18 protein-coding genes and 2 pseudogenes are annotated in these 26,381 nt (G+C 69.6%); 12 read left to right on the forward strand and 8 right to left on the reverse strand.

From position 1 onward, the window contains the following. Positions 1-132: 132 nt before the first annotated feature. Together AB0I04_RS41240 and AB0I04_RS41245 are read right to left on the reverse strand one after the other, a co-directional pair. Entirely contained in the window at positions 133-798 is a 666-nt protein-coding gene (locus tag AB0I04_RS41240) for a maleylpyruvate isomerase family mycothiol-dependent enzyme (protein ID WP_360897723.1), read from the reverse strand. An 85-nt stretch (positions 799-883) separates the two neighbouring features. After that, positions 884-1,243 (reverse strand): VOC family protein, encoded by a 360-nt coding sequence (locus AB0I04_RS41245; protein WP_360897725.1) that lies wholly within the window; start codon positions 1,241-1,243, stop codon positions 884-886. A gap of 75 nt (positions 1,244-1,318) precedes the next feature. Between AB0I04_RS41245 and AB0I04_RS41250 the strand changes: the two genes are divergently transcribed. The 4 genes and pseudogenes from AB0I04_RS41250 to AB0I04_RS41265 all read left to right on the forward strand — a co-directional run bounded on the left by AB0I04_RS41250 (position 1,319) and on the right by AB0I04_RS41265 (position 4,995). Then, positions 1,319-2,371 carry a sigma-70 family RNA polymerase sigma factor gene (locus AB0I04_RS41250; RefSeq protein WP_360897727.1) on the forward strand — a complete coding sequence of 351 codons (1,053 nt, stop codon included), beginning with the start codon at positions 1,319-1,321 and terminating at the stop codon, positions 2,369-2,371. Positions 2,372-2,738: 367 nt separating this feature from the next. After that, on the forward strand, positions 2,739-3,425 hold the full coding sequence (locus tag AB0I04_RS41255) for a DUF899 family protein (RefSeq protein ID WP_360897729.1): 687 nt from the start codon (positions 2,739-2,741) through the stop codon (positions 3,423-3,425). A gap of 178 nt (positions 3,426-3,603) precedes the next feature. Further along, positions 3,604-4,014, forward strand: a pseudogene (locus AB0I04_RS41260) (SRPBCC family protein); the annotation flags it as partial. A gap of 126 nt (positions 4,015-4,140) precedes the next feature. Continuing rightward, entirely contained in the window at positions 4,141-4,995 is an 855-nt protein-coding gene (locus AB0I04_RS41265; protein WP_360897731.1) for a hypothetical protein, read from the forward strand. Between the two features lie 32 nt (positions 4,996-5,027). Here the strand turns inward: AB0I04_RS41265 and AB0I04_RS41270 are convergent, their stop codons facing one another. Then, a complete protein-coding gene (locus AB0I04_RS41270) occupies positions 5,028-5,435 on the reverse strand; it encodes an MmcQ/YjbR family DNA-binding protein (protein ID WP_360897733.1) in 408 nt (135 codons plus the stop codon). Positions 5,436-5,709: 274 nt separating this feature from the next. Between AB0I04_RS41270 and AB0I04_RS41275 the strand changes: the two genes are divergently transcribed. After that, positions 5,710-7,953 carry a protein kinase gene (locus AB0I04_RS41275; RefSeq protein ID WP_360897735.1) on the forward strand — a complete coding sequence of 748 codons (2,244 nt, stop codon included), beginning with the start codon at positions 5,710-5,712 and terminating at the stop codon, positions 7,951-7,953. Positions 7,954-8,006: 53 nt separating this feature from the next. On the opposite strand, the gene AB0I04_RS41280 is transcribed toward AB0I04_RS41275, so the two are convergent. Next, complete coding sequence (locus tag AB0I04_RS41280) at positions 8,007-9,206, reverse strand: hypothetical protein (RefSeq protein WP_360897737.1); 1,200 nt, start codon at positions 9,204-9,206, stop codon at positions 8,007-8,009. Positions 9,207-9,332: 126 nt separating this feature from the next. Then, positions 9,333-10,097: an SDR family NAD(P)-dependent oxidoreductase gene (locus tag AB0I04_RS41285; RefSeq protein WP_360897739.1), complete on the reverse strand. Its 765-nt coding sequence runs from the start codon at positions 10,095-10,097 to the stop codon at positions 9,333-9,335. Between the two features lie 100 nt (positions 10,098-10,197). On the opposite strand from AB0I04_RS41285, the gene AB0I04_RS41290 reads away from it, so the two are divergent. The 5 genes and pseudogenes from AB0I04_RS41290 (at position 10,198) to AB0I04_RS41310 (ending at position 17,002) form a co-directional block, all read left to right on the forward strand. Continuing rightward, the gene (locus AB0I04_RS41290) at positions 10,198-11,049 is read left to right on the forward strand and encodes a helix-turn-helix transcriptional regulator (RefSeq protein WP_360897741.1); all 852 of its coding nucleotides are present in this window, start codon (positions 10,198-10,200) and stop codon (positions 11,047-11,049) included. 167 nt (positions 11,050-11,216) lie between these two features. Then, the gene (locus AB0I04_RS41295; protein ID WP_360897743.1) at positions 11,217-13,148 is read left to right on the forward strand and encodes an arabinofuranosidase catalytic domain-containing protein; all 1,932 of its coding nucleotides are present in this window, start codon (positions 11,217-11,219) and stop codon (positions 13,146-13,148) included. A gap of 106 nt (positions 13,149-13,254) precedes the next feature. Beyond that, the gene (locus AB0I04_RS41300; protein WP_360897745.1) at positions 13,255-15,099 is read left to right on the forward strand and encodes a glycoside hydrolase family 76 protein; all 1,845 of its coding nucleotides are present in this window, start codon (positions 13,255-13,257) and stop codon (positions 15,097-15,099) included. A 75-nt stretch (positions 15,100-15,174) separates the two neighbouring features. Then, positions 15,175-16,044, forward strand: a pseudogene (locus AB0I04_RS41305) (LLM class F420-dependent oxidoreductase). A gap of 166 nt (positions 16,045-16,210) precedes the next feature. Continuing rightward, positions 16,211-17,002, forward strand: a complete 792-nt coding sequence (locus AB0I04_RS41310; RefSeq protein ID WP_360897747.1) for a polysaccharide deacetylase family protein — start codon at positions 16,211-16,213, stop codon at positions 17,000-17,002. Positions 17,003-17,080: 78 nt separating this feature from the next. Here AB0I04_RS41310 and AB0I04_RS41315 read toward each other — a convergent pair whose 3' ends face one another. Further along, positions 17,081-19,075, reverse strand: coding sequence for a putative Ig domain-containing protein (locus tag AB0I04_RS41315; RefSeq protein ID WP_360897749.1), 1,995 nt, complete (start codon positions 19,073-19,075; stop codon positions 17,081-17,083). Positions 19,076-19,292: 217 nt separating this feature from the next. Here AB0I04_RS41315 and AB0I04_RS41320 point away from each other — a divergent pair, with 217 nt between their 5' ends. After that, on the forward strand, positions 19,293-20,084 hold the full coding sequence (locus AB0I04_RS41320; protein WP_360897861.1) for a helix-turn-helix domain-containing protein: 792 nt from the start codon (positions 19,293-19,295) through the stop codon (positions 20,082-20,084). A gap of 51 nt (positions 20,085-20,135) precedes the next feature. Beyond that, positions 20,136-22,847 (forward strand): hypothetical protein, encoded by a 2,712-nt coding sequence (locus tag AB0I04_RS41325; protein WP_360897751.1) that lies wholly within the window; start codon positions 20,136-20,138, stop codon positions 22,845-22,847. Position 22,848: 1 nt separating this feature from the next. On the opposite strand, the gene AB0I04_RS41330 is transcribed toward AB0I04_RS41325, so the two are convergent. Next, the gene (locus AB0I04_RS41330) at positions 22,849-24,699 is read right to left on the reverse strand and encodes an ATP-binding protein (RefSeq protein WP_360897753.1); all 1,851 of its coding nucleotides are present in this window, start codon (positions 24,697-24,699) and stop codon (positions 22,849-22,851) included. Continuing rightward, positions 24,696-26,345, reverse strand: coding sequence for a hypothetical protein (locus AB0I04_RS41335; protein WP_360897755.1), 1,650 nt, complete (start codon positions 26,343-26,345; stop codon positions 24,696-24,698). Before AB0I04_RS41335 ends, AB0I04_RS41330 begins: the two co-directional genes overlap by 4 nt. Between the last annotated feature and the right edge of the window lie 36 nt (positions 26,346-26,381).

Raw genomic sequence — 26,381 nt, forward strand, 5'->3', positions numbered from 1 at the left:
CAGGGTGGGCAGCCGATGAGAGAGCGTCCCGCCGAGCACCTCGACCAACCCTGCCGGATCAGCCGTGACTCAAGTGAACAAGTAGCCGATGAGCGGATGACACGCGAGTGTTCATGTCGTTCGTGCGCTGGGTCATGCGGTCTCGCAGCGTTCGCGCAGGGTCGTGGCACCATCGCCGTCGAGTTCGTCGCAGTAGCTGGCGCGCCCGGTCATTGCCATTGTCAGCGCCAGCGTGGTGCCGGACACGAGTGGCCCGGAGCCGGCGGTGAAGTTTCCGTCGGTTGCGACGAGCCGAAGGCCGGCGATCCGCCCTTTGGCTAGGACGACGAGATCGGAGCCCCGGTAGTACTCGGCCACCCGCGTGACCGTCTGGATCGGGTAGTCGCGGCGGATGCCCAACGGCCGCCGGATGTCCTCCCCATGCACGATCGATTCGCCGAGCATCGCCACGGCGGGGAGGGGCGGTTTGGTGGTGCTCGTGATGATGCGGTGGAACCTTTCGAGCGTCTCGGAGGCGGTTGCGCCCAACTGCTGGGTCAGGCGCATGGTCACCTGCTTGTCGAAGTCGAACCGGCAGCGGATCACGCCCGCCAGCCAGCGCACGGGGTTAAGGCCCGCCCCGGCGGTGAGGTGTGCGAGCACCTCGCGCACTGTCAACCCGGTGCACAGCGACGGCGTCGCCCACTGCTCGTCGGTCAGGTTCGCAAGGTCTGCCGCCAGGGCTGCCCGTTCGGCGTGCACCAGCGGCCAGATGCCGGTTGCGCGGTGGAGATCTGGTTTCGGTTCTGTTCCGGTCACGTCTGGCTGGTCTCCTTTCATAGGGGTGGCCTTCGCTGCTGGCTGAGCAGCAGGGTCGTCGTGGGTGTCCAGGCGTTCTCGGTTGTCAGCGGCTCAGCAGTCCGATGAGGTTGCCGTCGGGGTCGGCGAAGGTGGCGATCCGGCTGAAGGGCGTGTCAGTTGGCTCCATGACGCGGGTGCCGCCGAGCCGTTCCGCACGGGCGAGCGCAGTGTCGACGTCGTCGACTCGGAAATAGACGACGATCCCGGTGTAGGGACTGTCGGGACCGGCCTGGCCGATCCCACCCGTCGGCTGGCCGTCCTCGTCGCCGACGAGCGCGTAGGTCTCATCGAGAACGTTCACCGGCCAGCCGAACATCTCCTGGTAGAAGCGTCGCGCTCGCGGGGCGTCCGGGGTGGAGATATCGAACCACTCGGGCGCATGGCGGTGTCCGGTCGACGTCATGAGAACTCCTTCTTGGCAGGGGCGGTCGTGCTCCATCGGAGGTGGGACTCCTGCAATGAGGCAGAATCGTCGCTCGTGGGCGAAGTTTTTTCCGGACGGTTCGCGGCAACGGAGGGCGGCGAGGATGCCGACCTGGCCCGGGCGCGCGCCGGGGACGACACCGCGTTCGGCCGTCTTGTGGGGCCGCTGCGCCGCGAACTGCACGCCCACTGCTACCGCGTGCTCGGCTCGACACACGATGCCGACGACGCGCTGCAGGACGCGCTGCTGCGGGCGTGGCGAGGGCTCGCGCGCTTCGAGGGGCGCGGCGCTCTGCGCACGTGGCTGTACACCGTGGCCACCCGCACTTGCCTGGATATCGTCGAAGCCCGTGGCAAGCGGGCCCTGCCTGTCGACCTCGGCCCGTCCAGTGACCGCGCCGTGCTCGACGGCAACGCTCCGCTGGCCGACGTCGCCTGGCTGGGCCCCTATCCCGATGACGGCCTCCCCGGCGGCCCGGCCAGCCCGGACGCGCGCTATGAGCAACGCGAAGCCGTCGAGCTCGCCTTCGTCGCCGCTCTACAGCACCTGCCGGGCAACCAGCGGGCCGCGCTGTTGCTGTTCGAGGTCCTTGGTTTCTCCGCCGCCGAGATCGCCTCGATGATGGACACCTCGACCACTTCGGTGAACTCCGCACTGGCGCGAGCCCGCAAGATCGTTGCGGAGAAGGTCCCTGCCCATACCCAGCAGCAGACGCTGCGCCAGATCGGCGACGCCCGGGTGCGGGAGATCGTCACCCGGTACGCCACCGCCCTTGAACGGGGCGACGCCGACGCCTTGGTCGCGCTACTCACCGAAGACGTCACCTGGTCGATGCCGCCGCTGCCGCACTGGTACCACGGCATCGAGGCGGTCACCGACTTCGCCATGCAGGTGCCCATGACCCGTTGCCCAAGCTGGCGCCACCTCCTGACCAGCGCAAACGGCCAGCCAGCCGCGGCGTTCTACGTCGGAACCGACGACTCCGGCCCACACCTCGCATGGTCGATCACGGTGCTCGCCCTGCGCGGCGAGCACATCGCCGAGATGACCTCATTCCTCGGCCCCGACCACTTCGCGCCTTTCGGGCTGCCCGCCTCACTGCCCTGACCCAGACGAGATCCAGACCCGACCGGGACCAGCCGGTTGCGCCGGCAACGACCCACCGCGCCGCCGAGCCGCAAGCCCCTGGCGCGCGGGCAGCGTCTTCCGCCGCTTCCTCGGTGGTTTCCGCTACCGCTGACCTGAACGCCGTCACCCCCACGCGTAACTACACACCACGACAACCGAGGCAGCGGAGCCATGGCCACGATCGGGAATCTCGCCGACCGCTGCCCGAGCCAGTGTTCGAGCATGGATGATTGTCGATCGGCATCCGTTCACGACTTCGGTCCAGCCACCGATGAGTTCATCGACCGGCCGGCGTCTATATCTGCAGACCGCATGCTGGGGACACGAACACACCTCGGAGGAAGTCATGACCACCAAGGCGCTACCGCCCGTCGTCGACGCCGATACCTGGCAGCGCCGGCTCGACGCGCTGCGCGCCCGGGAGAAGGCCGCGACCCGGGAACTCGACGCGATCGCCGCGCAGCGCCGCCGTCTGCCGATGGTCGAGATGCCCGACTACACCCTGGAGGGTGAGGAGGGGCCGGTCCGGCTCGCGGACGTCTTCGACGGTAGAACGCAGCTGATCGTCTACAACCACATGTGGTTTCCCGGCGAGCAATGGCAGTGTCCGGGCTGCACCGGGTTCACCTCACAGTTCACCCGGTTGGAGTTCCTGGACAACTATGACGCCCGGTTCGTCATCGTCACCCAGGGCCCTATCGACGAAGCGCTCGCGTACAAGCGGCGGGTCGGGAACAATATGACCTGGTACTCCACGGCGAACAGTCCCTTCGGCACTGACGTCGGCGCACCGCCCGGCGGTGGATTCGCCGTCAACGTATTCCTCCGCGACGGCGACACCGTCTATCGCACCTGGCACACCAACGGCCGCGGCACCGAACAGCTCACTCACACCTTCGCACTGATCGATCTGCTGCCGTACGGACGGCAGGAGGAATGGCAGGACTCACCCGAAGGCTGGCCGCAGTCGCCGACCTACACCCGATGGCCCGGCTCAAAGGACATCGCCGCCGTCTACGGCCCGGACGCGTAAGGAGCCCCTCTTCCGTACAAGACCCTGGCGTTGGTCAGCACCGACCGCCACTGCACCCATTCGCGCAGGCGGCCACGCGATAAGGCGGCGGGCGAATGCACGCTCATGCCGCGATGAGGATCCAACGGGGGATGGGCCGGGGCACCGCCCACGCCGCGAGGCCTGACCGGCTGATCCCCAGGATGTGTACGAACTGATCGTCGACGTCACCCGAATGGGCGAGTGGAGCCCTGAGTCGACTGGAGCCGAATGGCTGAGTGGCGAGCCGGGCGCGGTCGGATCGACGTTCCGTGGGGACAACCGGCGTCCTTGGGTGAAGTGGAGCACGATCTGTACGGTCACCGTGGCCGACCCTGGAAAGCGTTTCGCGTTCACCGCCAAGGCGGCTGGTCGGCCGGTCGCGACGTGGGAGTTTGAGATCGCCCCGCGCGACGGCGGGTGCGAGGTCACCGAGCGGACCTTCGATCAGCGCAACTTGCTCTACAAGGTGACCTCGGTGGTCACTACCGGCCTGGGTCGGCGCTCAGTTCGCAATCGATGGACGATGGAACGGACGCTGGACGCGCTGGCGCACGCCGTCGAGCACTGAGCTCTCTCCCTGCTCTTGGCGGGCGGCCTGAACCGGCCAGTTTTCGGCTGAATCTGCGACTGACATGGTCTCGGGCGATGTGTGACGATGCGTCGTGATCGGCATCGGCATGCCAAGGAGTGCTGCGTGGACAACATCTGGGAGCCCATGCTGGACCCGACGAAACTCTGGGGTCCCGAGATGGCCGAGACACTGGGCGAGGCCATCGGCGATCGGTGTGCGGACATCGCGGCGGCCGATACGTCCAAGCTCGAGCGGCTGCGGGACCGCGCCAAGCTCGCGGTCGATCTGACCGGCCAACTCATCTCCGCGGAATCCGGCGCCTCCGCACGGGAGCAGATCGAAAAGTCGATCGCCGGCGCCGCAGCGCTCAGCCCACCGTCGTCGGAGACCCTGATCGAGGGCGTACCTCTTGCCGTCGTGCCGCGGGCGAACAGCTGCGTGACCAGTAACGGGCCGTACAACCAGTGGGGTCACACCTGGGATCCGCGAGAGCTGCAGCATTGGCGTACTCCGGAGGCGATCAGTACGACCACACCTCGGGTGCTGCACCCACGGGTCGTCGTCGCAGTGGACGGGGAGCAGGAACAGATCATGGGAGCCGGGTGCTGGTTCCAGGTCGGTGTCTCGGGACGAGTGACACTCAACGTCGAGTGGATCTTCAATGCCGGGTGCGATGTTTTCACCCTGCTGGCGGGCTATGGCTATGCGTCCATCGGCATGTTCGGCTCGGTCTGGGGAGCGCGCGAGAACGGGTGGGTCGACCACGGCGGCTTCGGTTTGACCCTGACCGACCAGCACTACATCGGCATCCAGGAGTGGCGGGGCCAGTCCCGGCGATTCAGTGTGGGCTTCGATGCGATCGCCGGCGGCGCGTATTACTGCGCGGGCTGGCTCCGCTTGCACGTGTTCGCCGCCGGGCTGAGCGGTGCTCGCGCTGAGGTTGCCACTGTGCTGAACCCATTGCAGGTGTGCACCTGACGATCGTCGATTCAGCCTGGACCTGGGCTGGGCTAATCGGCCGCGGCGTCAAGGTCGCCGACGAGCGTATCCGGCGCACGCATGCGCCAGGCGTCGGTGACGAGCTCTTCCAGACGGTCAAGGTCCACTTTCTCCAGCCACAGCATGACCAGAGGCATCCCGCCGTAGCCGGGCGTGGTGAAGAAGCGTTCCGGCTCACCGAGCAGCAACGCCTGCTTCTCCGCCTCGTCGCCGACGTACAGTACGGCGATGTCGGTCCGGATGACACGCGGCTTCCCCGGTCTGCGCTCGGGGTACGACCAGACGAACCCTTTGTCGGCGACCCGGAAATCGAAGCCGTCGCTGTCGATCTCGACCACGTGAGGTAGCGCGAGCGCCAACCGGCGGACGTCATCGGCGTCAGCCATCGTGGTCGCTCCCGGACACCGCTTTCTGCACATGTGCAGGCTATCGGCCTATAGGCCGCGAATGGGGCCAAGGTTGCTGGAACCGTCGCAGCGAGTCGATGCCTCTGGAATGTGGATCACCGCTACGAGCAGCCCGGCACACGGCATCGCCGTGCCCACCGAATATCTCATCCGCTTCATGATGCGGCGGATCGGATCCAAATCGTCAACCCACGACTGAACCCTTCCCGACCTTCCTTACGTACGGTCAAATGTCCATAAGGTGCCGCACCGCGGTGAGTGGTGCGCGACCGTGTGAGGGAGCGTCATGCCGGATCCGCGCCCACTCCGGGAGGACGAGCCTAAACGGATGGGCTCGTACCGGCTCACGGGCTACCTCGGCGGGGGCGGCCACGGAGCCGTCTACCGCGGCACGAACCCGTCCGGGCGGACCGTCGCGGTGAAGGTCCTGCATCGCCGGCTGGTCGGGGACAACGCGGCGCGGCGGCGGTTCGTCGAGGAGATGAGCATCGCGCGCCGGGTGACCGAATCCCGCACCGTTCGCGTCCTCGACGTGGGACTCGACCTCGACCTCCCCTACATCGTGAGCGAGTACGTACCCGGGGAGTCGTTGCACACGGTGGTAGGCCGGGACGGTCCCCGGGACATCGACGCGATCATCCGTCTCGCGTCCGGCACCGCGGCCGGCCTGGCCGCGATCCACCGGGCGGACGTCGTGCACGGTGATTTCAAGCCGCACAATGTGCTGCTCGCCGGCGATGGTCCCCGCGTGGTCGATTTCGGCCTTGCCCGCGCTCTCGGGGCCTCGGTAACGGGCTCCGGCGTCGTCCTCGGCACGCCCGCCTACGTGGCGCCGGAGCGGCTCGCCGGTCAGGATGCGGGTCCTGCCTCCGACGTGTTCGCCTGGGCGGGGACCATGGTGTTCGCCGTCACCGGGCGACCGGCGTTCGGGGACTACCACGTGCCCGGGATGCTCTGGCGTATCACCAACGCCGAGCCGGTTCTGTCCGGCGTGCCCGACCAGCTCGTGCCGCTGCTTTCCGCCTGCCTGGACAAGTACCCCGACCAGCGGCCGAGTGCCGCCGAACTGGAATCCGCGCTGATGGGACGGGCCACCTCCGCCCGCATCGGGGCGACCGACGATCGGCCGGCACGTGACGGCGTCGCACCGCCGACCGGGGCCGTACGGCCCCAGCGGCCCGTGGCGGCGGCGCCCGCCCGCACCGGGCCCGCCGGCGAGGTCGCGACGGACCGCTCCGCACCCGCCGCGACCGCGACGGAGCGCCCCGCACCCGCCGCGACCGCGACGGAGCGCCCCGCGCCTGCTGGGGCCGCGACGGATCGTCCCGCGCCCGCTGCGACCACGCCGGATCGCCCCGCGTCCGCCGGCCTGCCCGACCTCGGCAGACCCGTACCGGGCGAGGAGGCGTGGATCCGGCGACCGCGGCGCCGGGCACTTCCGTTGGGCATCGCGGCGTCCGGCGCCGTACTGGCGATCGCGGCCGGGCTCCTCTTCGTCCTGTGGCCGTCCGAGCGGGCGATGGACACGGCTCAGCACACCCGGACCGCGCCGAGTCCCGGACACCCGAGGGACGTTCCCGCCGTCGGCGCTCCGCTGGGACGGCCGCTGAGCGTCGGTGCGGCCGGATCCGTTTCCGCCGTCGCGGAGTCGACCCTGAACGGCAAGCCGGTTCTCGTCGCCGGCGGACAGGACGGAGACCTGCGTGTGTTCGACCGGTCGACCGGCCGGCAGATCGGCGCGCCGCTCACCGGCCACAAGGGCAAGGTCACCGCGCTCGCGGTCGGCACGCTGAACGCCGGGCCGGTCGTCGTCTCGGGCGGCGCCGACCACACGATCAGGGTGTGGGACCTCGCCGCGGGCCGTGAGGTCGGCGCCCCCTTCACCGGCGACACGGACACGATCACCTCCCTGGCCACCGCGACCGTGGGCGGTCGCTCGGTGGTCGTCTCCGGAAGCGCGGACTGGTCCGTGCGCCGCTGGGACATGGCCACCGGCCGGCAGATCGGGCCGCCGATCCTCGGCCACAAGAGCCCGGTCACGTCGGTCACCACCACCATGCTGAACGGTGAACCCGTCGTCGTGGCGGGCTGTGCGGGCAAGATGGTCCGTGCCTGGCACATCGCCTCAGGCGCGGAGATCGGCATGGGCTTCATGGGCCACACCGCAGCGCTGACCTCGGTGGCCGCCGCCCCGCTGAACGGCAGGCTCGTCGTCGTCTCGGCCGACGCCGACCGGACCATGCGGGTGTCGGATCTCGTCACCTGGCAGGCGAAGGGTCCCGCGTTCCCGGACCGGCCCAGCGCGGTCACCGCGATGGCCACGGCGAACGTGAACGGACGTGTCGTGGTGCTCACCGGAGAGGGCGACACCGTGCACGTGTGGGACCTGGCGGCCCGGCGAGAGATCGTCCCCCCGCTCACCGGGCCAACGCGCTCGGTGATCTGGGTGATGACCGACACCGTCGACGGCGTCCCGGCCGTGGTGGCGGGAAGCGCCGACGGCACGGTGCGCATGTGGAGGCTCTGGTAAAGGTTTCATCCTGCGGCGAACCGCCGGCCCACGGCGACCGTCGGGAGACCGGCTCAGCTCGGCGGAGCGAGCTGCCGGAACCAGGCGAGGATCTGCGGCAGCGCGAGCCGGGCGGAGCCGTCGTGGTCGATCCGCGCCCCGAGGTCGACGAGACCGCTTCCCGACGTCGCCTGACAGGCCCGGGCGTTGGCGATGGGCACGCGCCGGTCGCCGGTCGCCGCGTAGATCCGTACCGGCACCCGGGGTTTCCACGCGCAGGTGTCATCGCTCGACTGCATCGCGCGCAGCAGGCCTCCGTCCGGATGCCGGAGCCGGTCGGCGAAGGCCGGCGTCAGCAGCCGCTCCGGGGTCGACGGCAGGGACGCGGTGATCGTCGCCTCGTCGTGATGGCCGTCGAACAGCCGCGTCACCGAAGAGGCGTACGGCTCCTGGAACGCCTCGGCCGGCCGCCGGTACAGGTGGTAGACCCGGCGCGTCGACACCAGCCAGTAGGCGAGGTCGAGGACCGCCGGGCGCGGGGAGAGCCGCCCGTCGAGCTCGGCCGGCACCTGGACGTGCTCCAGATCGAACGGCCCGCTAACCGGTGCCACCGCGGCCGGCCCGAAGTGCTGCACCTTACCGTCCTGCAGCTTCTCGCCCAGCGCCATCGCGGCCGGCCCGCCCTGCGCGAAGCCGGTGACGAGCACCTTCGGATCGAACTCACGATGCTGCCGGCCCACGACCGTACGCGCCGCGCGCAGCAGGTCCACCGACGCGTTGAGCTCGGAGGACACATGCTCGTACGCATGACGGCCGACGCCCTTGCCGAGGCCCAGGTAGTCGGGCGCCACCACGGCGTAGCCGGCACTCGCGAACATGATCGCCCGCGCGCGGTCCGGCTGCGTGGCGTCCACGGACGGGGCGTTTCGCCGGGTCGTCAGCCTGCCGTGCTCGTACGCGACCAGCCGCAGCCGGTGTGTGCTGCCGGCGGGCAGGACGAGGAGCCCGCTCGCGGGCGTCGAATTGCCCCGCGTGTTGACCGTCCGGTAGAGCACGCGATAGGCGTCGACGCCGGTCTGGACCGGCGAAGCGATCTTCGCCTTCGTCAGGATGTCGGCGGTCTCCGCGCTGGACAGGTGCGCGATGCGGGCGGTGGACATCACGGCGCCGCGCGCGTAATGGTCGGCGGTGCGCGCCGCCAGCCCGGCGAAGACGAGCAGCCCCGAGCAGGAGAGGATGGTGACGGAACGATCGAATATGCGGCTGACTCTCACTGCCGTCTCGGTGCCTCGGTGTGTCTGGAGTGAACGGAACCAGTCTTTTTACCGTCCCATCGCCAACGGTCGGCGAGGGCGATGGAACGACGAGGTGAACGTCGGGCGTCGGCGGTGCGGGTTCGGCTATTCGCCGTGGGGGTCGGAGGCGTTGAGCGTCTCGACGACCTGGTCGTAGTCGCCGCGCGCCTCGCCGTAGCGCAGGAACTTCACCCGTTCGACCTGGATCTCCTTCGCGTCGGGCTGGGTCTCGATCAGCGCGATGACCTCTGCCACGAACTCGTCGAGCGGCATCGCGAACTCGCTCTCCTCCTGGCCGGGCAGCAGTGAGGTGCGGACGGCGGGCGGCTCGAGCTCCACGATCTTCACCGTCGTGTCGGCGAGCTGCAGCCGTAGCGACTCACTGAGCATGTGGATCGCGGCCTTCGAGGCGTTGTAGCTCGGGGTCACCTTGAGCGGCGCGAACGCGAGGCCCGAGGAGACGGTCATGATCGTGGCGTCCGGCCGCGTCCGCAGGTGCTCGATGAATGCGGCGATGAGCCGGATCGGGCCGAGCACGTTGGTGGTCACGACGGACTCGGCGGAGGCCAGGAACGACTCGGGCCGGTGCCAGTCCTCGATCTGCATGATGCCGGCCATCGTGACCAGGACGTTGAGGTCCGGATGTCTCGCCAGCACCTCTTTCGCGGCGGAGTCGATGCTCGCGGCATCCGCCGTGTCGATCCGCACCGTGTCGATGCCGGGGTGCTCCGCGGCGATCCGCTCGAGCAACTCGACGCGCCGGCCGCCGACGATGACGGTGTTCCCCCTGGCCTGTAGCTCCAGGGCAAGGGCGAGCCCGATGCCGCTGGTGGCGCCGGGGATGAAGACGGTGTTTCCGGAGATGTTCATGCTTCGAGTCTGAACGCTCGCCCGCGACGAGGTGCAGAGACCCGTTGTCGGGGGATCGGCGATCCCTGGCTCGCTCGGGGCACCGGCCGATAATGGGCATATGGATCGTGCATCACTTGCGGACTTCCTGCGCCGCCGCCGGGAGGCGCTGCGGCCCGAGGACGTCGGGCTGCCTCCGGGCGCGCGCCGCCGCGCCCCGGGGCTGAGGCGTGAGGAGGTCGCGGCCCTCGCCGTGATGTCGACCGACTATTACACGCGGCTCGAGCAGCAGCGCGGCCCGCAGCCGAGCGAGCAGATGCTCGCGTCGCTGGCCCGGGCGCTCCGGCTGACGGACGACGAGCGCTCCTACCTGTTCCGGGTGGCCGGGCGGGGCATCCCGACGTCGGTGTCGACCACGCCGCATGTCGCCCCCGCGCTGCTGCGAGTGCTGGACCGCCTCGAGGACACCCCGGCGCTCATCCTGTCCGACCTGGGCGAGACGCTCGTGCAGAACCGGATGGCCGCGGCACTGTTCGGCGACGAGTCGGGCCACACGGGCCTCGCCCGCAGCGGGATCTACCGGTGGTTCACCGACCCTTCCGAGCGGTTGCGCTATCCCGAGGACGACCGCGACCGGCAGAGCCGCGCCCAGGTCGCGAACCTCCGGGCCGCCTACGGGCCGATGGGCCCGCAGTCGCGCGCGGGCGAGCTCGTACGGGCGCTGCAGAAGGCGAGCGCGGAGTTCGCCGAGTTGTGGGAGCGGCACGAGGTGGCGAAGCGCTACGAGGACCACAAGACGCTCATCCACCCCGAACTCGGCGCGATCGAGGTGGACTGCCAGGTGCTGTTCACCGAGGACCAGTCGCAGGCGCTGCTCGTGCTCACCGCCGCTCCGAACACCGAGGGCCACGAGAAGCTGCAACTGCTCGCGGTGCTGGGGCGACAGCGTTTCACCAACGCCGAAACCAACTAAAACGAACACCGCAGCTCGCCGATTCCAACAAGTTCGCGAGCGTATTGACGCTAACCGATAAGACTGTTTACTGTCATTTCAACATCGCGATGTCAACCCGCCATCACGTCTGCGCGCGCCGGCCACCGCAGACGATTCAGCGTTCCTCCGCCCCTGGAGCCATCGCCATGCGCAGACATCGCCCCGCCCTACGCGTGACTGCCGCCGCCCGCCGGGCCGCACCACCGACAGCGCCGCTCGAGGATGAGCCGTACGCACCCACCGCCAGGGTCCGGCCCATCCGGCGCGCGGCGTCCGTCATCGGCGCGATCGCGGCCCTCATCCTCGGCCTTCTCGGCCTGACCGGTACGGCGCAGGCCGCCGACTCTCTGCCGTGCGACATCTACGGCGCCGCGGGTACGCCCTGCGTCGCCGCGCACAGCACCGTACGAGCCCTGTTCGGCGCGTACGCGGGGCCTCTTTACCAGTTGACCCGTGCGTCCGACCACGCCACTCATGACGTGGGCGTGCTCTCGGCGGGCGGCTACGCCGACGCGGCCGACCACGACGCGTTCTGCAACGGCACGACGTGCGGCATCACGAAGATCTACGACCAGTCGTCCCGGCACAACGATCTGACGCCGTCCCCGTCGGGCACGGCCGGCACCGGCGCCGACTACCCTGCGGACGCGAGCGAGATCGCCGTCACCGCCGGCGGGCACAAGGCGTACGGCGTCTGGATCTCCCCGCAGCACGGTTACCGGCACGCCGTCGGGTCCGGCGTCGCACAGAACGGGCAGCCCGAGGGCATGTACATGGTCGCGAGCGGCACGCACGTCGGATCCGCGTGCTGCTTCGACTACGGCAACGCCGAGGCGGTCCCGTCCGATACCGGCAACGGCCACATGGACGCCGTGAGCATCGCGACCACCTGCTATTTCACGCCGTGTACGGGCTCGGGACCATGGGTGGAGGCGGACCTGGAGAACGGCATGTTCCAGGGCGCCAACGGCTCCAACACCGCGAACCAGGGCAACAACAGCACCTACGTCACGGCGCTGCTGAAGAACAACGGCCAGACCACCTACGCCCTCAAAGGCGGCAACGCGCAGACCGGCGGCCTGTCGACGTGGTGGAACGGCGCGCTGCCGAACCGCGGCGGCTACATCCCGATGCACCAGGAGGGCTCGATCATCCTGGGTACGGGCGGGGACAACAGCAACTGGAACATGGGCACCTTCTTCGAAGGCGTGATGACGTCCGGCTACCCGACCGACGCCGCCGACAACGCCGTGCAGGCCGATATCGTCTCGGTCGGCTACTCCGGGCAGACCAACGTGCCGAACGGCCCGCAGGACACGATCACCGGTCCGGGCGGCAAATGCGTCGACGTCATCGGCGATGACACCGGCGTCAACAACGCCGCCGTCAACCTCTGGGACTGCCAGCCCTATGCCGAGGACCAGCACTGGGAACACTTCGCCGACGACTCGCTGCGCACTCTCGGCCGCTGCCTGGACGTCACCGGCAACGGTACGGCGAATGGCACGCAGGTGCAGTTGTGGGACTGCAACGGTGGGGGTGCTCAGGTCTGGCAGCAGCAGTCCGACGGTTCGTTGCGCAATCCGCAGTCCGGGCGTTGCCTGGATTCGCCGAGCGGGGCGACCGCGAACGGTACGCGGCTGCAGATCTATGACTGCAACGGATCCCCGGCGCAGAAATTCGCGGTCAACGGCGGTGGCGTGACCCTCGGCCCCGGCGGGAAATGCGTCGACGTTCTCGGTGATGACACGGGCGTCAACAGCGCCGCGGTCAATCTCTGGGACTGTCAGTCCTACGCCGTGGACCAGCACTGGGTACACCTGTCCAACGGCGCCCTGCGCACTCTCGGCCGCTGCCTGGACGTCACCGGCAATGGCACGGCGAACGGTACGCAGGTGCAGTTGTGGGACTGCAATGGTGGGGGTGCTCAGGTCTGGCAGCAGCAGTCCGACGGTTCGTTGCGCAATCCGCAGTCCGGGCGTTGCCTGGATTCGCCGAGCGGGGCGACCGCGAACGGTACGCGGCTGCAGATCTACGACTGCAACGGCTCCCCGGCGCAGAAGTTCACCCTGAGCTAGGCGACTCACCCCCCGGCGAGGCCCGCCGATCCGGCGGGCCTCGCCACCCGCTCGTCCCGCAGCACCCCCACGGCATCGAGGTCCCCTCTCCAACTGGAGCTCCCCCATGCGAGTACAGCGACGTATCCTCCCCGCCCGTACCGCTGCCGCCGCCATCGCCGGACTCGTCCTGCTCGGTGTCGCGCCGAGAACAGGCGTCGCATCGGCGGACACCGCACCCCAGGCGGCGGTGTGCTTCCTGTCCTGCGACACGCTCGACCCGTCGAAGGCCGGGCAGGAGACGTTCCCCGTTCCGGAAAAGAACATCAACGGCCGCAAGCTCGTGCTCCACGTCTCCGACGCGGACGGCATGGCGTGGGGCAGCATCGACAACGGCACCACCGGCGACGCCGTGTGGCTCGACCGGTCCTGGGACGGCGGACACACGTGGGACGGCCTGCTCGGCAAGGCGAGCATCCCGAGCACGTGGACCGGTACGCGGACGCTCATGTACAACATCTCCGACCCGCGGAACCACCGCCGCGGCCTCATCCGGGCCTGCGGTGACGCCAACGCGGTCACGTGCACGGACTGGGTCTACCCGACGGTCTGCGACGTCCGGTGCGACGGTACCGACGCCGGCCAGGCGAACGGCGACACCGAGCCCGTCCCGGCGACCACGCTCTCCGGCCGCGTGATCCGCCTGCACGCCGACCAGAACGGGATGGCGTGGGCCGGCATCGAGGCGGGTGCCGCGGGCGACGAGGTGTGGCTCGACCGCTCGTGGGACGGCGGCGCCACGTGGCCCGACGGCTCCTCGCTCGGCCGCGTCTCGGTCCCGGGCGGCGCGACCGCCACCCGTACGACGATGGTCGCCACCCGCGACCCGCGTGGCCGCATCTACGGAGGAGCCGTCCGGGCCTGCGGCCGGGCGGTGACCGGGCAGAACGGCAGCTGCACCGCATGGGCCCGGCCCGCACCGTCCCGAGCGTCGGCGGCCGCCGACGCGCTGATGTACTCCTACGACCCCTACACCGGCTGGTGGCCCAGCAGCTGGTGGAACTCGGCGGCCACGCTCACCGCGCTCATCGACCACGGCGACCGCCAGTACGACTGGGTCATCGCCCGCACGTTCGACCAGAACAAGGGCGCGTTCCCGGCCGGGCAGCGCAGCTCCGACCCGATCGAGGGGAACTTCATCAGCCGCGCCATCGACGACAGCGCCTGGTGGGGCCTCGCGTGGGTCGCGGCCTACGACCACACCGGCGACCAGCGGTACCTGAAGATGGCCACCACGATCGCGGACTACGTGCAGCAGTACTGGGACCCGAGCACCTGCGGCGGCGGAGTGTGGTGGGACCGCGAGCGCACGTACAAGAACGCGGTGACGAGCGGCCTGTACCTGCGGCTCGCCGCGTCGATCCACCGTCGGACCCCGGGCGACACGGTCTGGCTGCAGCGCACCCGAACGGCCGCGACCTGGTACCTGAACAGCGGCTTGATCAACTCCGCGAACCTGGTCAACGATGGCCTCACCCAGGACTGCCGCAACAACGGCCAGACGGTCTGGACGTACAACCAGGGCCTCGCCATCGGAGGCCTGGTCGAGGCGTGGCGCGCCACCGGCGACGCCACACTGCTCGACGCGGCACGACGGCTCGGGGACGCGGCGATCACGGGTCTCACGCGCGACGGGATACTGACCGAGTCGTGCGACGTCGGCCAGAGCACGTGTGATGACAACCAGAAGCAGTTCAAGGGCATCTTCAGCCGCTTCCTCGCCGACCTCGCGGCGGCCACCGGAGCGCCCGCGTACCGGTCCTTCGCCCAGCGGCAGGCGGACTCGATCTGGGCCCACGACCGCGACGCGCTCAACCAGCTCGGCCAGCGCTGGGCGGGCGGCAGCCCCAACGTGTTCGACTGGCGCACCCAGGCCGGCGGCCTCGGCGCGCTCGACGCTGCGAGCCGATGAGCCGACCCCGCCGGATGGGGCGCGCCGACCGCCGGGTCCTTGAGTTTCGCCCGGCGGTCGGCCACCGTCTCGGACATGCAGGTGGGGTTGCACGCGCTGGGCATCGGGGACGGCGCCCGTCCGGAGATCGTACGGGCGGTGGCGGAGGCCGCCGAGGCTCACGGCTTCGCGAGGTTGTGGTCGGGTGAGCACGTGGTACTGGTCGACGCCCCGGCGTCCCGCTACCCCTACTCCGCCGACGGACGGATCGCCGTCCCCGCCGACGCGGACTGGCTGGACCCGTTCCTCACCCTGAGTTTCGCGGCGGCCGTGACCACCACGATCGGGCTGGCCACGGGCGTGCTGCTGCTGCCCGAGCACAACCCGGTCGTGGTGGCCAAGTAGGCCGCGACGCTGGACGTGCTCTCCGGCGGGAGGCTCACGCTCGGAGTCGGTGTCGGCTGGTCGGCCGAGGAGTTCGCCGCGCTCGGCGTCCCCTTCGCCGACCGTGGCCGGCGCACGGTGGAGTACGTCGCCGCGATGCGCACCCTGTGGTCGAACGACGTGGCCTCGTTCGACGGGGAGTTCGTTCGCTTCGACGCGGTCCGGGTCAATCCCAAGCCGGCGTACGGCCGGCGGATGCGGGTCGTGGTGGGTGGGAACAGCGATGCGGCACTACGCCGGGTCGCCGCGCTCGGCGACGGCTGGTACGGGTTCAACCTCCCGGCCGCCGCCGTCGAGGAGCGCGTCACCGCTCTCGTGGCGGAATGTGCGCGTCAGGGCCGCTCGCCGGCGGAGCTGACCATCGCCGTCGCGCTGAGCGACGGCAGCCCCGACCTGCTGCGCGGCCTGGCCGAGATCGGCGTGACCGAACTGGTCGTCGTCGCGGCACCGCCGGCGACACCGGACGCGGCCACCCGTTGGGTCGCCGACCTCGCCGACCACTGGATCACTCCCGGCCCGTAAGCGGGCACTCGATCGAAGCGAGCGTGCTCATCCGCTCACCTCGGTGCTCAGCGTGCGGTCGAACCGTCCGTTACCGTACGCCATACGTTCCGCACGTTCCGAACATCTCGACGGGCCGGGGAGTCGTAGCTGACGGATCACGGTCATATCGACGGTTGGGGATGAGATGCGGAAGCTGGACCGGCGTCAGGCGTTGCTGTCGATCGGTGCTGCCGGTGTCGGCTTGGCGGCCGGGGTGGTGCCCGAATTCCTCCGCGGCACCGACGCGACGACGACGCCGTCGCGACACGTACGCAAGGCGGCCCACACCGCTCGGCCCGATCCCGGCTACGCGCACGGACGGCCACTGCAGGCGCTGCGCCGCCCGATCCACAACCTGCACGACCTCCAACCGGCGGCGCCGCCGAACGCGGTGGCGTTGACCATCGACGACGGCCCGCATCCGGTGTGGACCCCGAAGATGCTGGATCTGCTGGCCGAGTTCGAAGTTCCGGCGACGTTCTCGCTCATCGGGACGCAGGTCACCGAAGAACCGCGGTTGGTCCAGCGGCTCGTCGCGAGTGGGCACCAGGTGTCCGACCACACGGTGACGCACCCGTTGAACCTGCCCAGGCTCTCGGCGTCCCGGATCCGGGAGGAGATCGGCGGCGCGCACGACAGGATCGCGCAGACCACCGGTGTGGCACCCAAGTTCTTCCGCTCTCCGGGCGGCGCATGGTCGCAGCAGATCATCGACATCGCCGCCGAACACTCGATGATCTGCATCGACTGGCAGGTCGACCCGCGTGACTGGGCCCGCCCCGGCACCATGAGGATCACGGACCAGCTGCTGCGCGCGCAGGCGGGCGACATCCTGCTCTGCCACGACGGCGGCGGCGACCGGTCTGAGACCATCCGCGCGCTCCGGACGGTCATCCCCGCGCTGAAGCAGCGCGGCCTCACCTTCGTCGCCCTGTGACCGCGCGGCCGGTCCGGTCACCGCGGCAGATGGAGAGGGCCCCGCGCGTTGGACGCGCGGGGCCCCGATGGATCACGGTCAGGATGCGTTGATGGCGACGTCGTCGATCACGAAGCTCGTTTGCAGTGCCGAGTCCTCGGTGCCGCTGAACGATAGCGTCACCGTCTGTCCGGCGAAGGACGACACGTCGAAGGTCTTGTTCACGTATCCGCTGGCGGCGTTGGCGTTGCTGTACGTCGCCAGGGTGGTGCTGCCGATCTTGACGGTCAGTTTGTCGTAGACGGTGCTGCCGGATTCGGCGGTGTCGATGTGCAGGTAGAAGCTGAGCGAGGCCTTGCATCCGGACGGGATGGTGACGGATTGGGTGGCGCTGTCGGTGTGGGTGGTGCCGTATCCGTCCAGCCAGGCGAAGTAGGTGCCGGAGTGGGCGGTCTCGCCGTTGCCGTTGGAGGAGACGACGCCGGAGGTCGTCGTCCACGGCGTGGTGCCGGACTCGAAGCCACCGTTGCTCACCTTGTTACCCGGCGAGGAGCAGCCGCCGCCGACCGAGTTCACGGTCCACGTGAACGGCGCCGACCCGGAGGCTCCCGTGGAGTCCTTGACGCTGACGGTGACGTTCGAGGTGCCCGCGGTGGTGGGCGTGCCGGAGATCAGGCCGGTGGAGGAGTTGATCGACAGCCCGGCGGGCAGGCCCGTCGCGCTGTAGGTCAGCGTCTGACCCGAGGCGGAGTCCGTCGCGTTGATCTGCAGGCTGACCGCCGTGCCGACCGTGCTGGTCTGGCTGCCCGGGTTGGTCACCGTGACGGTGTTACCGCCGCTGGAGCCGCTGCCGAACGCCGTCACCCCGTTCGGGGTACCGAGCCCGGTCGGGCCGTCGTAGCCGGAACCGGCCGTGCACAGGTACGAGGGGCTGCACGACCCGTTGCTGCCGGAGGTGACGTCGTTGAGCGAGCCGGTGTGAGCGTACGGGTAGGACGCCGGGTAGGCCCCGGACGCGGGCGGGCCCGCCAGGGCGTACACGCCGGCGATGAGCGGCGACGACGCGCTGGTGCCGCCGACGACCAGCCATCCGCCCGTCCCGTAGGTGTCGTAGACCGCGAGGCCGGTGTTCGGGTCGGCGACGGCGGAGACGTCGGCCACCGACCGCTTGGAGCAGCCCGAGTCCTTCTGCCAGGACGGCTTCGGGTCGTAGGAGGAGCAGCCGGATCCCGCACCGGACCAGGCCGACTCGCTCCAGCCGCGGGAGTTCGAGGCCTTGGACAGCGAGGTCCCGCCGACCGCGGTGACGTACTGCGACGCCGCCGGATACTCGACCCCGTACCCGCTGTCACCGGAGGACACGGTGATCGCGACACCCGGGTGGTTGAAGTACGTGGAGTCGGTGGTCGTGTCGCTGGAGTCCTCCGAGCCGCCGTAGCTGTTCGACACGTACTTGGCGCCCAGCGAGACCGCGGTGTTGACCGCCGTGCCAAGGTCGTCGGTGGACGGCTGGGTGGCTTCGACGAGCAGGATGTGGCAGTTCGGGCAGGCCGCGGAGACCATGTCGAGGTCGAGGGACTCCTCTTCGCCCCAGCCGGAGTCGGCGGTGGGCGGGGTGCTGCCGCCGGTCTCGTTGACCTTCTTGAAGCAGCCGTTCGCGGTCGTGCAGGCGGACAGACCGTACTGGGAACGGTAGGTGGCCAGGTCGGACTCGGCGTTGGGATCGTCGTAGGCGTCGACGATGGCGACGGTCTGGCCCGATCCGGCGGATGAGGACGGCAGGGCGTACGCGCTCTGCAGGTCGGAGGCGCCGAGCCCGGAGGGCGCGAGGTTCGGCTGGATCCCCCGGCGCGCGGTCACGTCGGTGCGTACGAGCGACAGGCAGGCCATCTGGCCGTGACGGGTCGGAGTCGCACACGCCCGCTTGACCGGCGCGGACAGGTGCGGTGCGGCGGCGGCGGGCCGGGCGGCGGAGGGGGCCGTTGCGGCGTGCGCCGGTGTGGTGGTGGTGAGCAGGGCGGCGGGCAGGGCGAGTGCGGCCATGAGGGCGAGGCCGAGGCGCCGCAGACGAGCGCGGGTGGATGGGGGTGACATCCTTGCTCCCTTTCTGGCGGGAGGCCGGATACGGCGGGGTCGACCGTTCTCCGGCCGTTGACACCACGGCTAGTGGTGTTGCGCGCAACGTAGGATCCGGATATAAGGCGGTCAATGTTCCTTTACTTTCTTTTGACCCATAGTGTCCGGTTCCGGACTTTTTGGGACTGAACGGGGTGGCGCGGACACGCCCGGTAGCGTGGGAGGCGTGGCGGAGATGGGAGATCTGTCCCAGCAATTCATCGACTTGGGGCTGACCGGATATGAAGCGCGTGCCTATCTCGCGCTTCTCGCCCGAGACCGCTACACGGCGGCGCAACTCGCGCGCGAATCGGGAGTGCCCCGCCAGCGCATCTACGACGTGCTGGCGGCGCTGACCGAGCGCGGACTGGTCCGGGTGCTGCCGGGAGGCACCACCCGCTATACCGCGGTCGAGCCGGCCTCGGCCGTCGAACGTCTCATGGCCGCCCGGCGGGCGGAGATCGATCGTCTGGAGCAGGCCACGGCACTGCTCGTCGAGTCGCTGGCGCCCGTCTGGTCCCGTGGCAGGCAGGAGAGCGACCCTCTGGACTACGTCGAGGTGCTGCGCGGCCGTGAGGTGCTGGGCGAACGAATCGGGGAGATCCAGGCCGACGCGCGACAGGAGATCCTCGCGGTCGCCAAACTCCCGTATCTGCTCGACGACAACACCGCCGGCGCCGCCACGATCCGGCGACTGACGCGATCAGGCGGACGCGTCCGGTGCGTCTACGAACGCGCCGCCCTCGACGATCCGGCTCTCCTCGCCGACATCCGGCGCTACACCGCCGCGGGAGAGGAGGCGCGGGTGGCCGCCCACCTGCCCATGCGCATGTGGATCGTGGACGGCGTCCGGGTGGTGATGTCGCTGCGCGACCCGGTGGCGGGGTCCGGCTCCACCACCAACATCGTGATCGAGCACGCCTCCCTGGCACAGTGCCTCACGTACGCCTTCGAGACGATCTGGACCGGCGCCGACCCGGTCATCTGAGCGCGATGACGGTCCGGCCAGTGGATGATCATCTGGTGTTACCATCCCCCGATGAAGGCTGCAGCTCTCGAACAGACGCTGCGCGATCACCCTGACGATCTCGTCTCGTGGCGTGTCTATGCGGACCGGTTCCTCGAACAGGGCGACGCCCGCGGCGAGCTGATCAAGCTTGCGCAGCGCCACGCGCAGGCCCGCCCCACCGATCGCGATGCCCTGGAACACGAGATGGACACGCTCGTGAAGGAGCACCAGCAGAGCTGGGACGCGGCGCTGCCGCCGGGGGCGACCGTCCTGGCGCGCCGGCACGGATTCGCCACGAAGGTCGCCGTCGAATGGTCCGACAGCGCACCCGTGCTGATCGAGCAGGTCATACGGGCCCCCTTCGTGACCGCGCTGCGGATCGCACCGGCCGCCGATGAGCAAGAGGAGTACTGGGACGAGGACTTCGACGAGGAACCTGAGCCGACCCCGTCTCCGGACCTCGACACCGGCGCCCTCGCGACGCTCAACATCGGCCGGCTCGCCGAACTCGATCTCTCCTACTTTCGCCTCGGCGCGCTCGGCGCCGAGGCCCTCGCCGTCTCGACGTACTTCCGCCTGGAGGCGTCCGGCGCCGCCTCGACCGTGATGGGGCGGCTCGAGGCGCTCGACCTGCGGTACTCCCGCATCGGCGACGCCGGCCCTGCTCGAGGCGCCGTTCATCGGCTCGCTCAGGCGGCTGCTGCTGTACCGCGCCGACGTCGGAGACGCCGGCGCGAAGATGCTCGCGTCCGCCCCCGGACTCCCGCCCGCGCTGCGCAGCTACTGGAGGAGTGCATGAGCATCGAGCTCCGCGATCGGTTCTTCGCTCTGTCGACCGGCCGGGCCCCCGCCGAAGAGGTCGCCCGGTACCGCGCCGAGGTGGACGCGACCGACACCGAGCCCACCGCGACGCTTGACGGGCTGGCGATCTGCTGGCACCCGACGGCACGGTTCAAGGCGGTGCGCTTCGTCGACGCCGAGCGCATCGACGCCGGCGTGCGCGACCTGTTCGCCCGGCCCAGTGAGACCGCGCCGTACCTGGCCGCCGTCTTCGTCGATCCGCACGAGCTGTCGTTCCGCACGTTCGAGAACATCCTTCCGCTCGACCGCCTGTTCGCGGACGCCGGGCCGGACCTGGAGCTCATCGAGCTCACCGAGCGCGCGGAGTTCGCGAAGGACGCGTACTCGTTCTCACTGCGGCTCCCGGCCGCCGCCCGCGCCCGCCTTGAGCACCTCGACTCGCTCGACCTCTACGTCCCGCCGCTCAACGCCGCCTCACGCGGCGGCGACCGCTTCATCTTCCATTCGGCGCTGCTCGCCGAGGCGCTCACCGCGGCGGTGGCCAAGGCGATGCCGCAGTCCTTGCTCGACGGCTTCTCGCACGTGAACCCCGTGTTCCGCTGCAACCGCTTCGAGCCGGGCGACGCCAACTTCCACCGCCACCGCGACACGCCGTACTACGACGCCGCGCGCCGGCACGTCTCCCGCTACACGGTCCTGCTCTACCTCACCGGCGGGTCGGGCGCGCCCGCCCTCGACCTCATCGAGGGCGGCGCGCTCGCGGAGATCGAGCCCTTCACCTGTGTGGTCTTCGACCAGCGGTACGAGCACGAGGGCGCGCCGTACCGCGATGGCCGCAAGGTATTCCTGCGGACCGAACTCGTCTTCACCGATCCGGACGTCACGCACGATCCCGAGATCGGCGCGCTGTTCAGCAAGGCGTGCTATCTGACCGGCGAGAGCGTCTTCGCTCCCGAGCTCGCCCGCCACGCCGACGCCTACTACAACCAGGTCGCCGAGGCCCACTGGAACGGCCTCGCTGCCGGTGCCACCCGCGAGCCTTTCGTCCACAAGCGGTTCCGCGGCGTGCAGTTCGTCGCGAACGGCTATGACTTCTGGTTCGCCAAGAGCGACGAACTCTCGCCGGCCGAGTGCGCCGCGATCACGCTGCTCGACTATTTCAACTGCAAGGTCGGCGACGCCGCGTTCCGTTCCCTGTGCGACTCAGAGGTGATCGAGGCCGACGGCACGGACTGGATCCCGGCCTTCCTCGAGGACAAGCGCGTCCTCAAGGACGAGCGCGGCGAGTCGCCGGTCGTGCCGTTCGACAAGTCCATGCTGTTCCCCGAGCCGGAGAAGCCCAACACCCGCGAGCTGCCCGACTGTGCTTGTGGGATCTGCAGCGGAGGCATGATCGGCCCTAATCTCGACACCACGCGCAACGCCGACGTCATCGAGCACTACACGCGCGCGCAGGACTCCGCGAAGGCGGACATCATGCCGGCGCCGATTCTGATGCTCGGCGAGGACGTAGTTCTTGATCCGGACATGTTCGTCGTCGAGGGCAACCGCATCCACGTTCTCGGCAAGGAGTCGCTGACGCCGGTGAACTTCGCCGCCTGCCAGGGCGGTCCAGTCTTTCCGTCGGCCGAGATCTTCATCACCACTGCGGCCACCGTCGACGTGGCGCACTTCCTCGTCCCGCCGATCCTGTTCGCCGAGTCCGCCGACTGCTATCACCTGACGTTCGACTTCTTCCGTAACTCATGGATGGTGAATCACGAGCAGTCCACCGTGTCCGTCCCGATGATCCGCCCGTTCGAGGACTCCGACATCGATGAGGACGACTGGGGGGACTACGACGACGAGGAGTGGGAGGACGACGAGGACGAGGACGAGGACGAGGATTCCGCCTCCGGTGCGCCGGAGGCGGCGTCGACGTTGACGGCCCAGGCGAACTGACTCAGCCGAGCGCGGACAGTTCGCCCATCCGGGCCAGCGCGGCCATCCAGAAGCGCTGCCGTTCCGGGGTCTGCCCGACCAGGTAGGTGGCCCGCAGCTTCGGCGGCAGGTAGGGGAGCAGCCGGGCCACGACGTCGAGATGCTTCTCCAGCTGGGACACCTCGGCGTTGGAGAACACCTGGTGGACCAGGTCGGTGTCGTCGGTGCCCTCCTCGGTCGTCTCGGCCGCGCTCGACAGCCGGGCCACCCAGCTCGGGCAGTTGCCGGCGAGCTCCGCCAGGCCGATCTGGGGTCGGTCGGCCAGGCGGGCCTCCAGCCCGGACAACGGCACCGGGGCGTACTCGCCGTCGCCGAGGTAGATCAGGCCCGACTGCAACGGCATGTCCGCCTGATGCAGCTTGATCAGCCGCTCCAGGGTGCGCTTGGTGATCCAGTCCCGGCCCTCGTCGTCGATGTCGTTCTTCCACCACTCCAGGACCGTCTCAGCCGTCTCGCCGTACGTCGATATCAGCCACTCGTTGGCCGGGATGTCCTCTGGGAGCACCTCGTAGCTGATGGTGAACCGGCTGGCCTGGGCCACGTTGTTGCTCGCCACGAGCAGCTTGCGACCCAGGTGGTACGGCGGGTTCTGCAACGCCACCTGCGCCCGCAGGTTCGGGATCGGGCGTCCGGCGAGCGTCCACTCCTGGGTGATCTCCATCAGCTTGGCGAAGGTCGCCTTGTCCTTCGGCCGGTTGTACTCGTCCCAGACCAGCACCTTGGGCTTCGGGTCGAGCAGCGACCGGGCGAGCATGGCGTCCAGCGACCCGTCCCGGGTGGGCACCGGCACGCACAGGTCCTCGACGTTGGTCACCGGCAGCGAGAAGTAGACCGGTTCCCGACCGGTCTCCTCCCGGGCGATCTGCTTGGTGATCTCCGTCTTGCCGCAACCGGGCGGACCTTGCAGCAGGACCGCCCAGCGGTGGGTCATCGCGGCCCGGAGGATGCGACGGACCGGGTCGGCCACGGTGGCCGGGTTGCGCGCACCGACCGCCGCGGCGATGCCGTCGAGCACTTCTGCGGTGCGGTCCCGGCCCGGCTTACCGTCCGTCCTCTCCTCGGTCAGCGCCAGCCGGTGGCCGTTCAGCAACGGCAGTCCCCAGGCCAGCGGGAACCCGGCGCGGGCGCAGTCGAGGACGTGCTGCAGAGTGCGGGGCGAGAACAGATGACGCAGGTGGGGGCTGAGCGCCGCCCACTGCCGGAACACCTCGCGCAGATCCCAGTCGGGATACCGCTCGGCCAGAGCCTGTCGCCACGCGGTGTCGTTCGCCGTCAGCCGGAGGGTGACCATCCGGTCGAGAATCGCCAGGTCGGAGCGGCGTACGCTGGTCTCGGCCAGCGACTCGTTGTCGGTGAGGAACACCCCGACACAGCCCAGCTCGCGCAGGTCGTACTCGCCAAGGGTCCAGTTGCAGGCGAGCTGCATGAGCTGCGACTGCACGGTGTTGCCGGCCTGCAGCGCGTCGTCGATGAGCAGGACGAACGGCTTGCCCGGGACGAGCTGCCGCATGATGAGCTGGCGGAGCACCAGCTCTCCACTGCGATCGTCGCGTACCGGGGCGTTGACCAGCAGGTCGTCCGGGGCGAGGTTGGCCGCGGGCAGGACCACCAGGGTGGTGCCGGGGAACCGCTTCGGGACGTACGACACGAACGTGGACGTCTTACCGATGCCGTGCTCGCCGAAGATCTGCCCGGTCTGGCCGGTGGCGATCATCGCGTCGATGAACTTCTCGAGCTTCGCCGTGGGGCCGGGCGCGTCCGGGTAGGTGGCGGTGGTCTTCCGATCGGGCACTACGGCGTTCTCCTCGGTCATCGTCCGGATGTGACCCGATGGCAGGCCATCGGGCGATGATGGCGTTCCGGCCAGTCATCGCCGTTGTCGGTGATGAGCCAGATCCACCGGTCGGGATCGGCGGGGGTGACGTGGGGCGCGTACCCGTCGGTCACCATGATGATCGCGTCGGGTTCGGCCTCGAACCGCTTGCCGTTCACCGCGAGCCGCCCCTCGGCGTAGTCGACGACGTTCTGGAAATCGGTACCGCCTCCGCCCGACACCCGTTCCCCGGGGACGAACGGCACCACGACGCCGTCGAAGCTGAGCCAGTGGCTCTCCACTCCGTCGGTCCGCCCGACCAGGGTGGTCAGCCACTCGACCACGGAGTCGGGCATCGAGCCCGACGTGTCGAACGCGATGAGCACGACCTTCAGCCGCTCCGGTCCGCGCCGGGTCAGCATCGGGTCGTGGCCCAGCGCCAGCATGATCGCGCCGTGCTTCTTCGGGTAGATCAGCCGGTCGCTCTCGTCCAGTTTCGAGGTGAGCACGTCGGTCAACCACTGCTGCCACCAGTCGATCCGGCGGGTCTTCGGAGTGGTGCCGCGCAGCTTGTCCAGGCCCAGGCCGCCCCACAGCCGGTCCAGTCGCTCCCCGCCGTCGGCGGTGCGGTCGGCCAGGTCGAGCAACTCGCCGCGCGCCGCAGGATTACCGCGCAGCGCGGCCTGCATCACCTCGCGCAGGACCTCGTCGCCCACGTGCTCCACGGTCTCGGCGTCCATCGGGACACCCCACCGACCGGCCCGGCCGCCTCCCCGCCCGAGGCCGCTGCTCCGGTCACCGTTCCGCTCATGGCCGCCGTCGCCGTCGTCCCCGTCGGTCTCGTCGCCGGAGCCGCCGGCGCCATCGCCCGGGTCACCCTCCAGGCGGATGCAGTACGTCGGCCCGGGCTCGTGGAGCGTCTTCATCCGGCGCAGCTCGCCGTACACCGTGAGGTCGGTGTAACTGAACTCGTCGTACGGCAGCGGGGACAGCCCTTGCCGCCGCAGGTCCTCCCGGTACGCCTGGTAGACCAGCTCCGGGTCGACGCCGACCGGCTCTCGCGGCCCGGCGCCGGCTCCACCGCCGCCGGCCGGATCGGCGTCCCGGCCACCGGACCGGGCGCGTGCCGGAATCGTGGGCAGGTCGTCCCGTTGCAACCGGCGCAGGGCGACGTGGTTGATGGCGACTTCGGCGGCCAGCGTGAACGTCGGGTCGGTACGCAGATCCTCGTCCACATGGAGGTGCCGGTGCATCAGATGCCGGGCCTCGTGGAACAGCACGAACTTGACCCCGTCGTAGCCCAGCTCCAGGAAGAAGTACGGGTTGTAGAGCAGAGCGCAGCTGCCGTCGCCGGTGGCCACCACCGCGGCGGTGGGGATCGCGACGGTGGGAATGTGGTGATGGCACTTCGCGTACAGCCAGGACGCCACCACGCTCTGTCCGACTCCGAAGTCCAGCAGTGCGGACTCCTTGCGTCGCCGGGCCTCCTCGACCACCTCCGGGTCGCCCGGCTCTTCCGCCATCAGCCGACGCAGGTCTGACAGGCGGGGCTCACGGAGCAACGGCACCGATGCCTCCAGATTCCCATTGGCCGGGGTGAGCCCGTCGGGCATGCCGCTTCCCCGCAGGCGGTCCGCTTCCATCATGATCAATCTTGTCCCGCTCGCAGGCACGATAGCGGG

It is taken from the genome of Actinoallomurus sp. NPDC050550 (genome assembly GCF_040655075.1).
GTDB lineage: Bacteria > Actinomycetota > Actinomycetes > Streptosporangiales > Streptosporangiaceae > Actinoallomurus.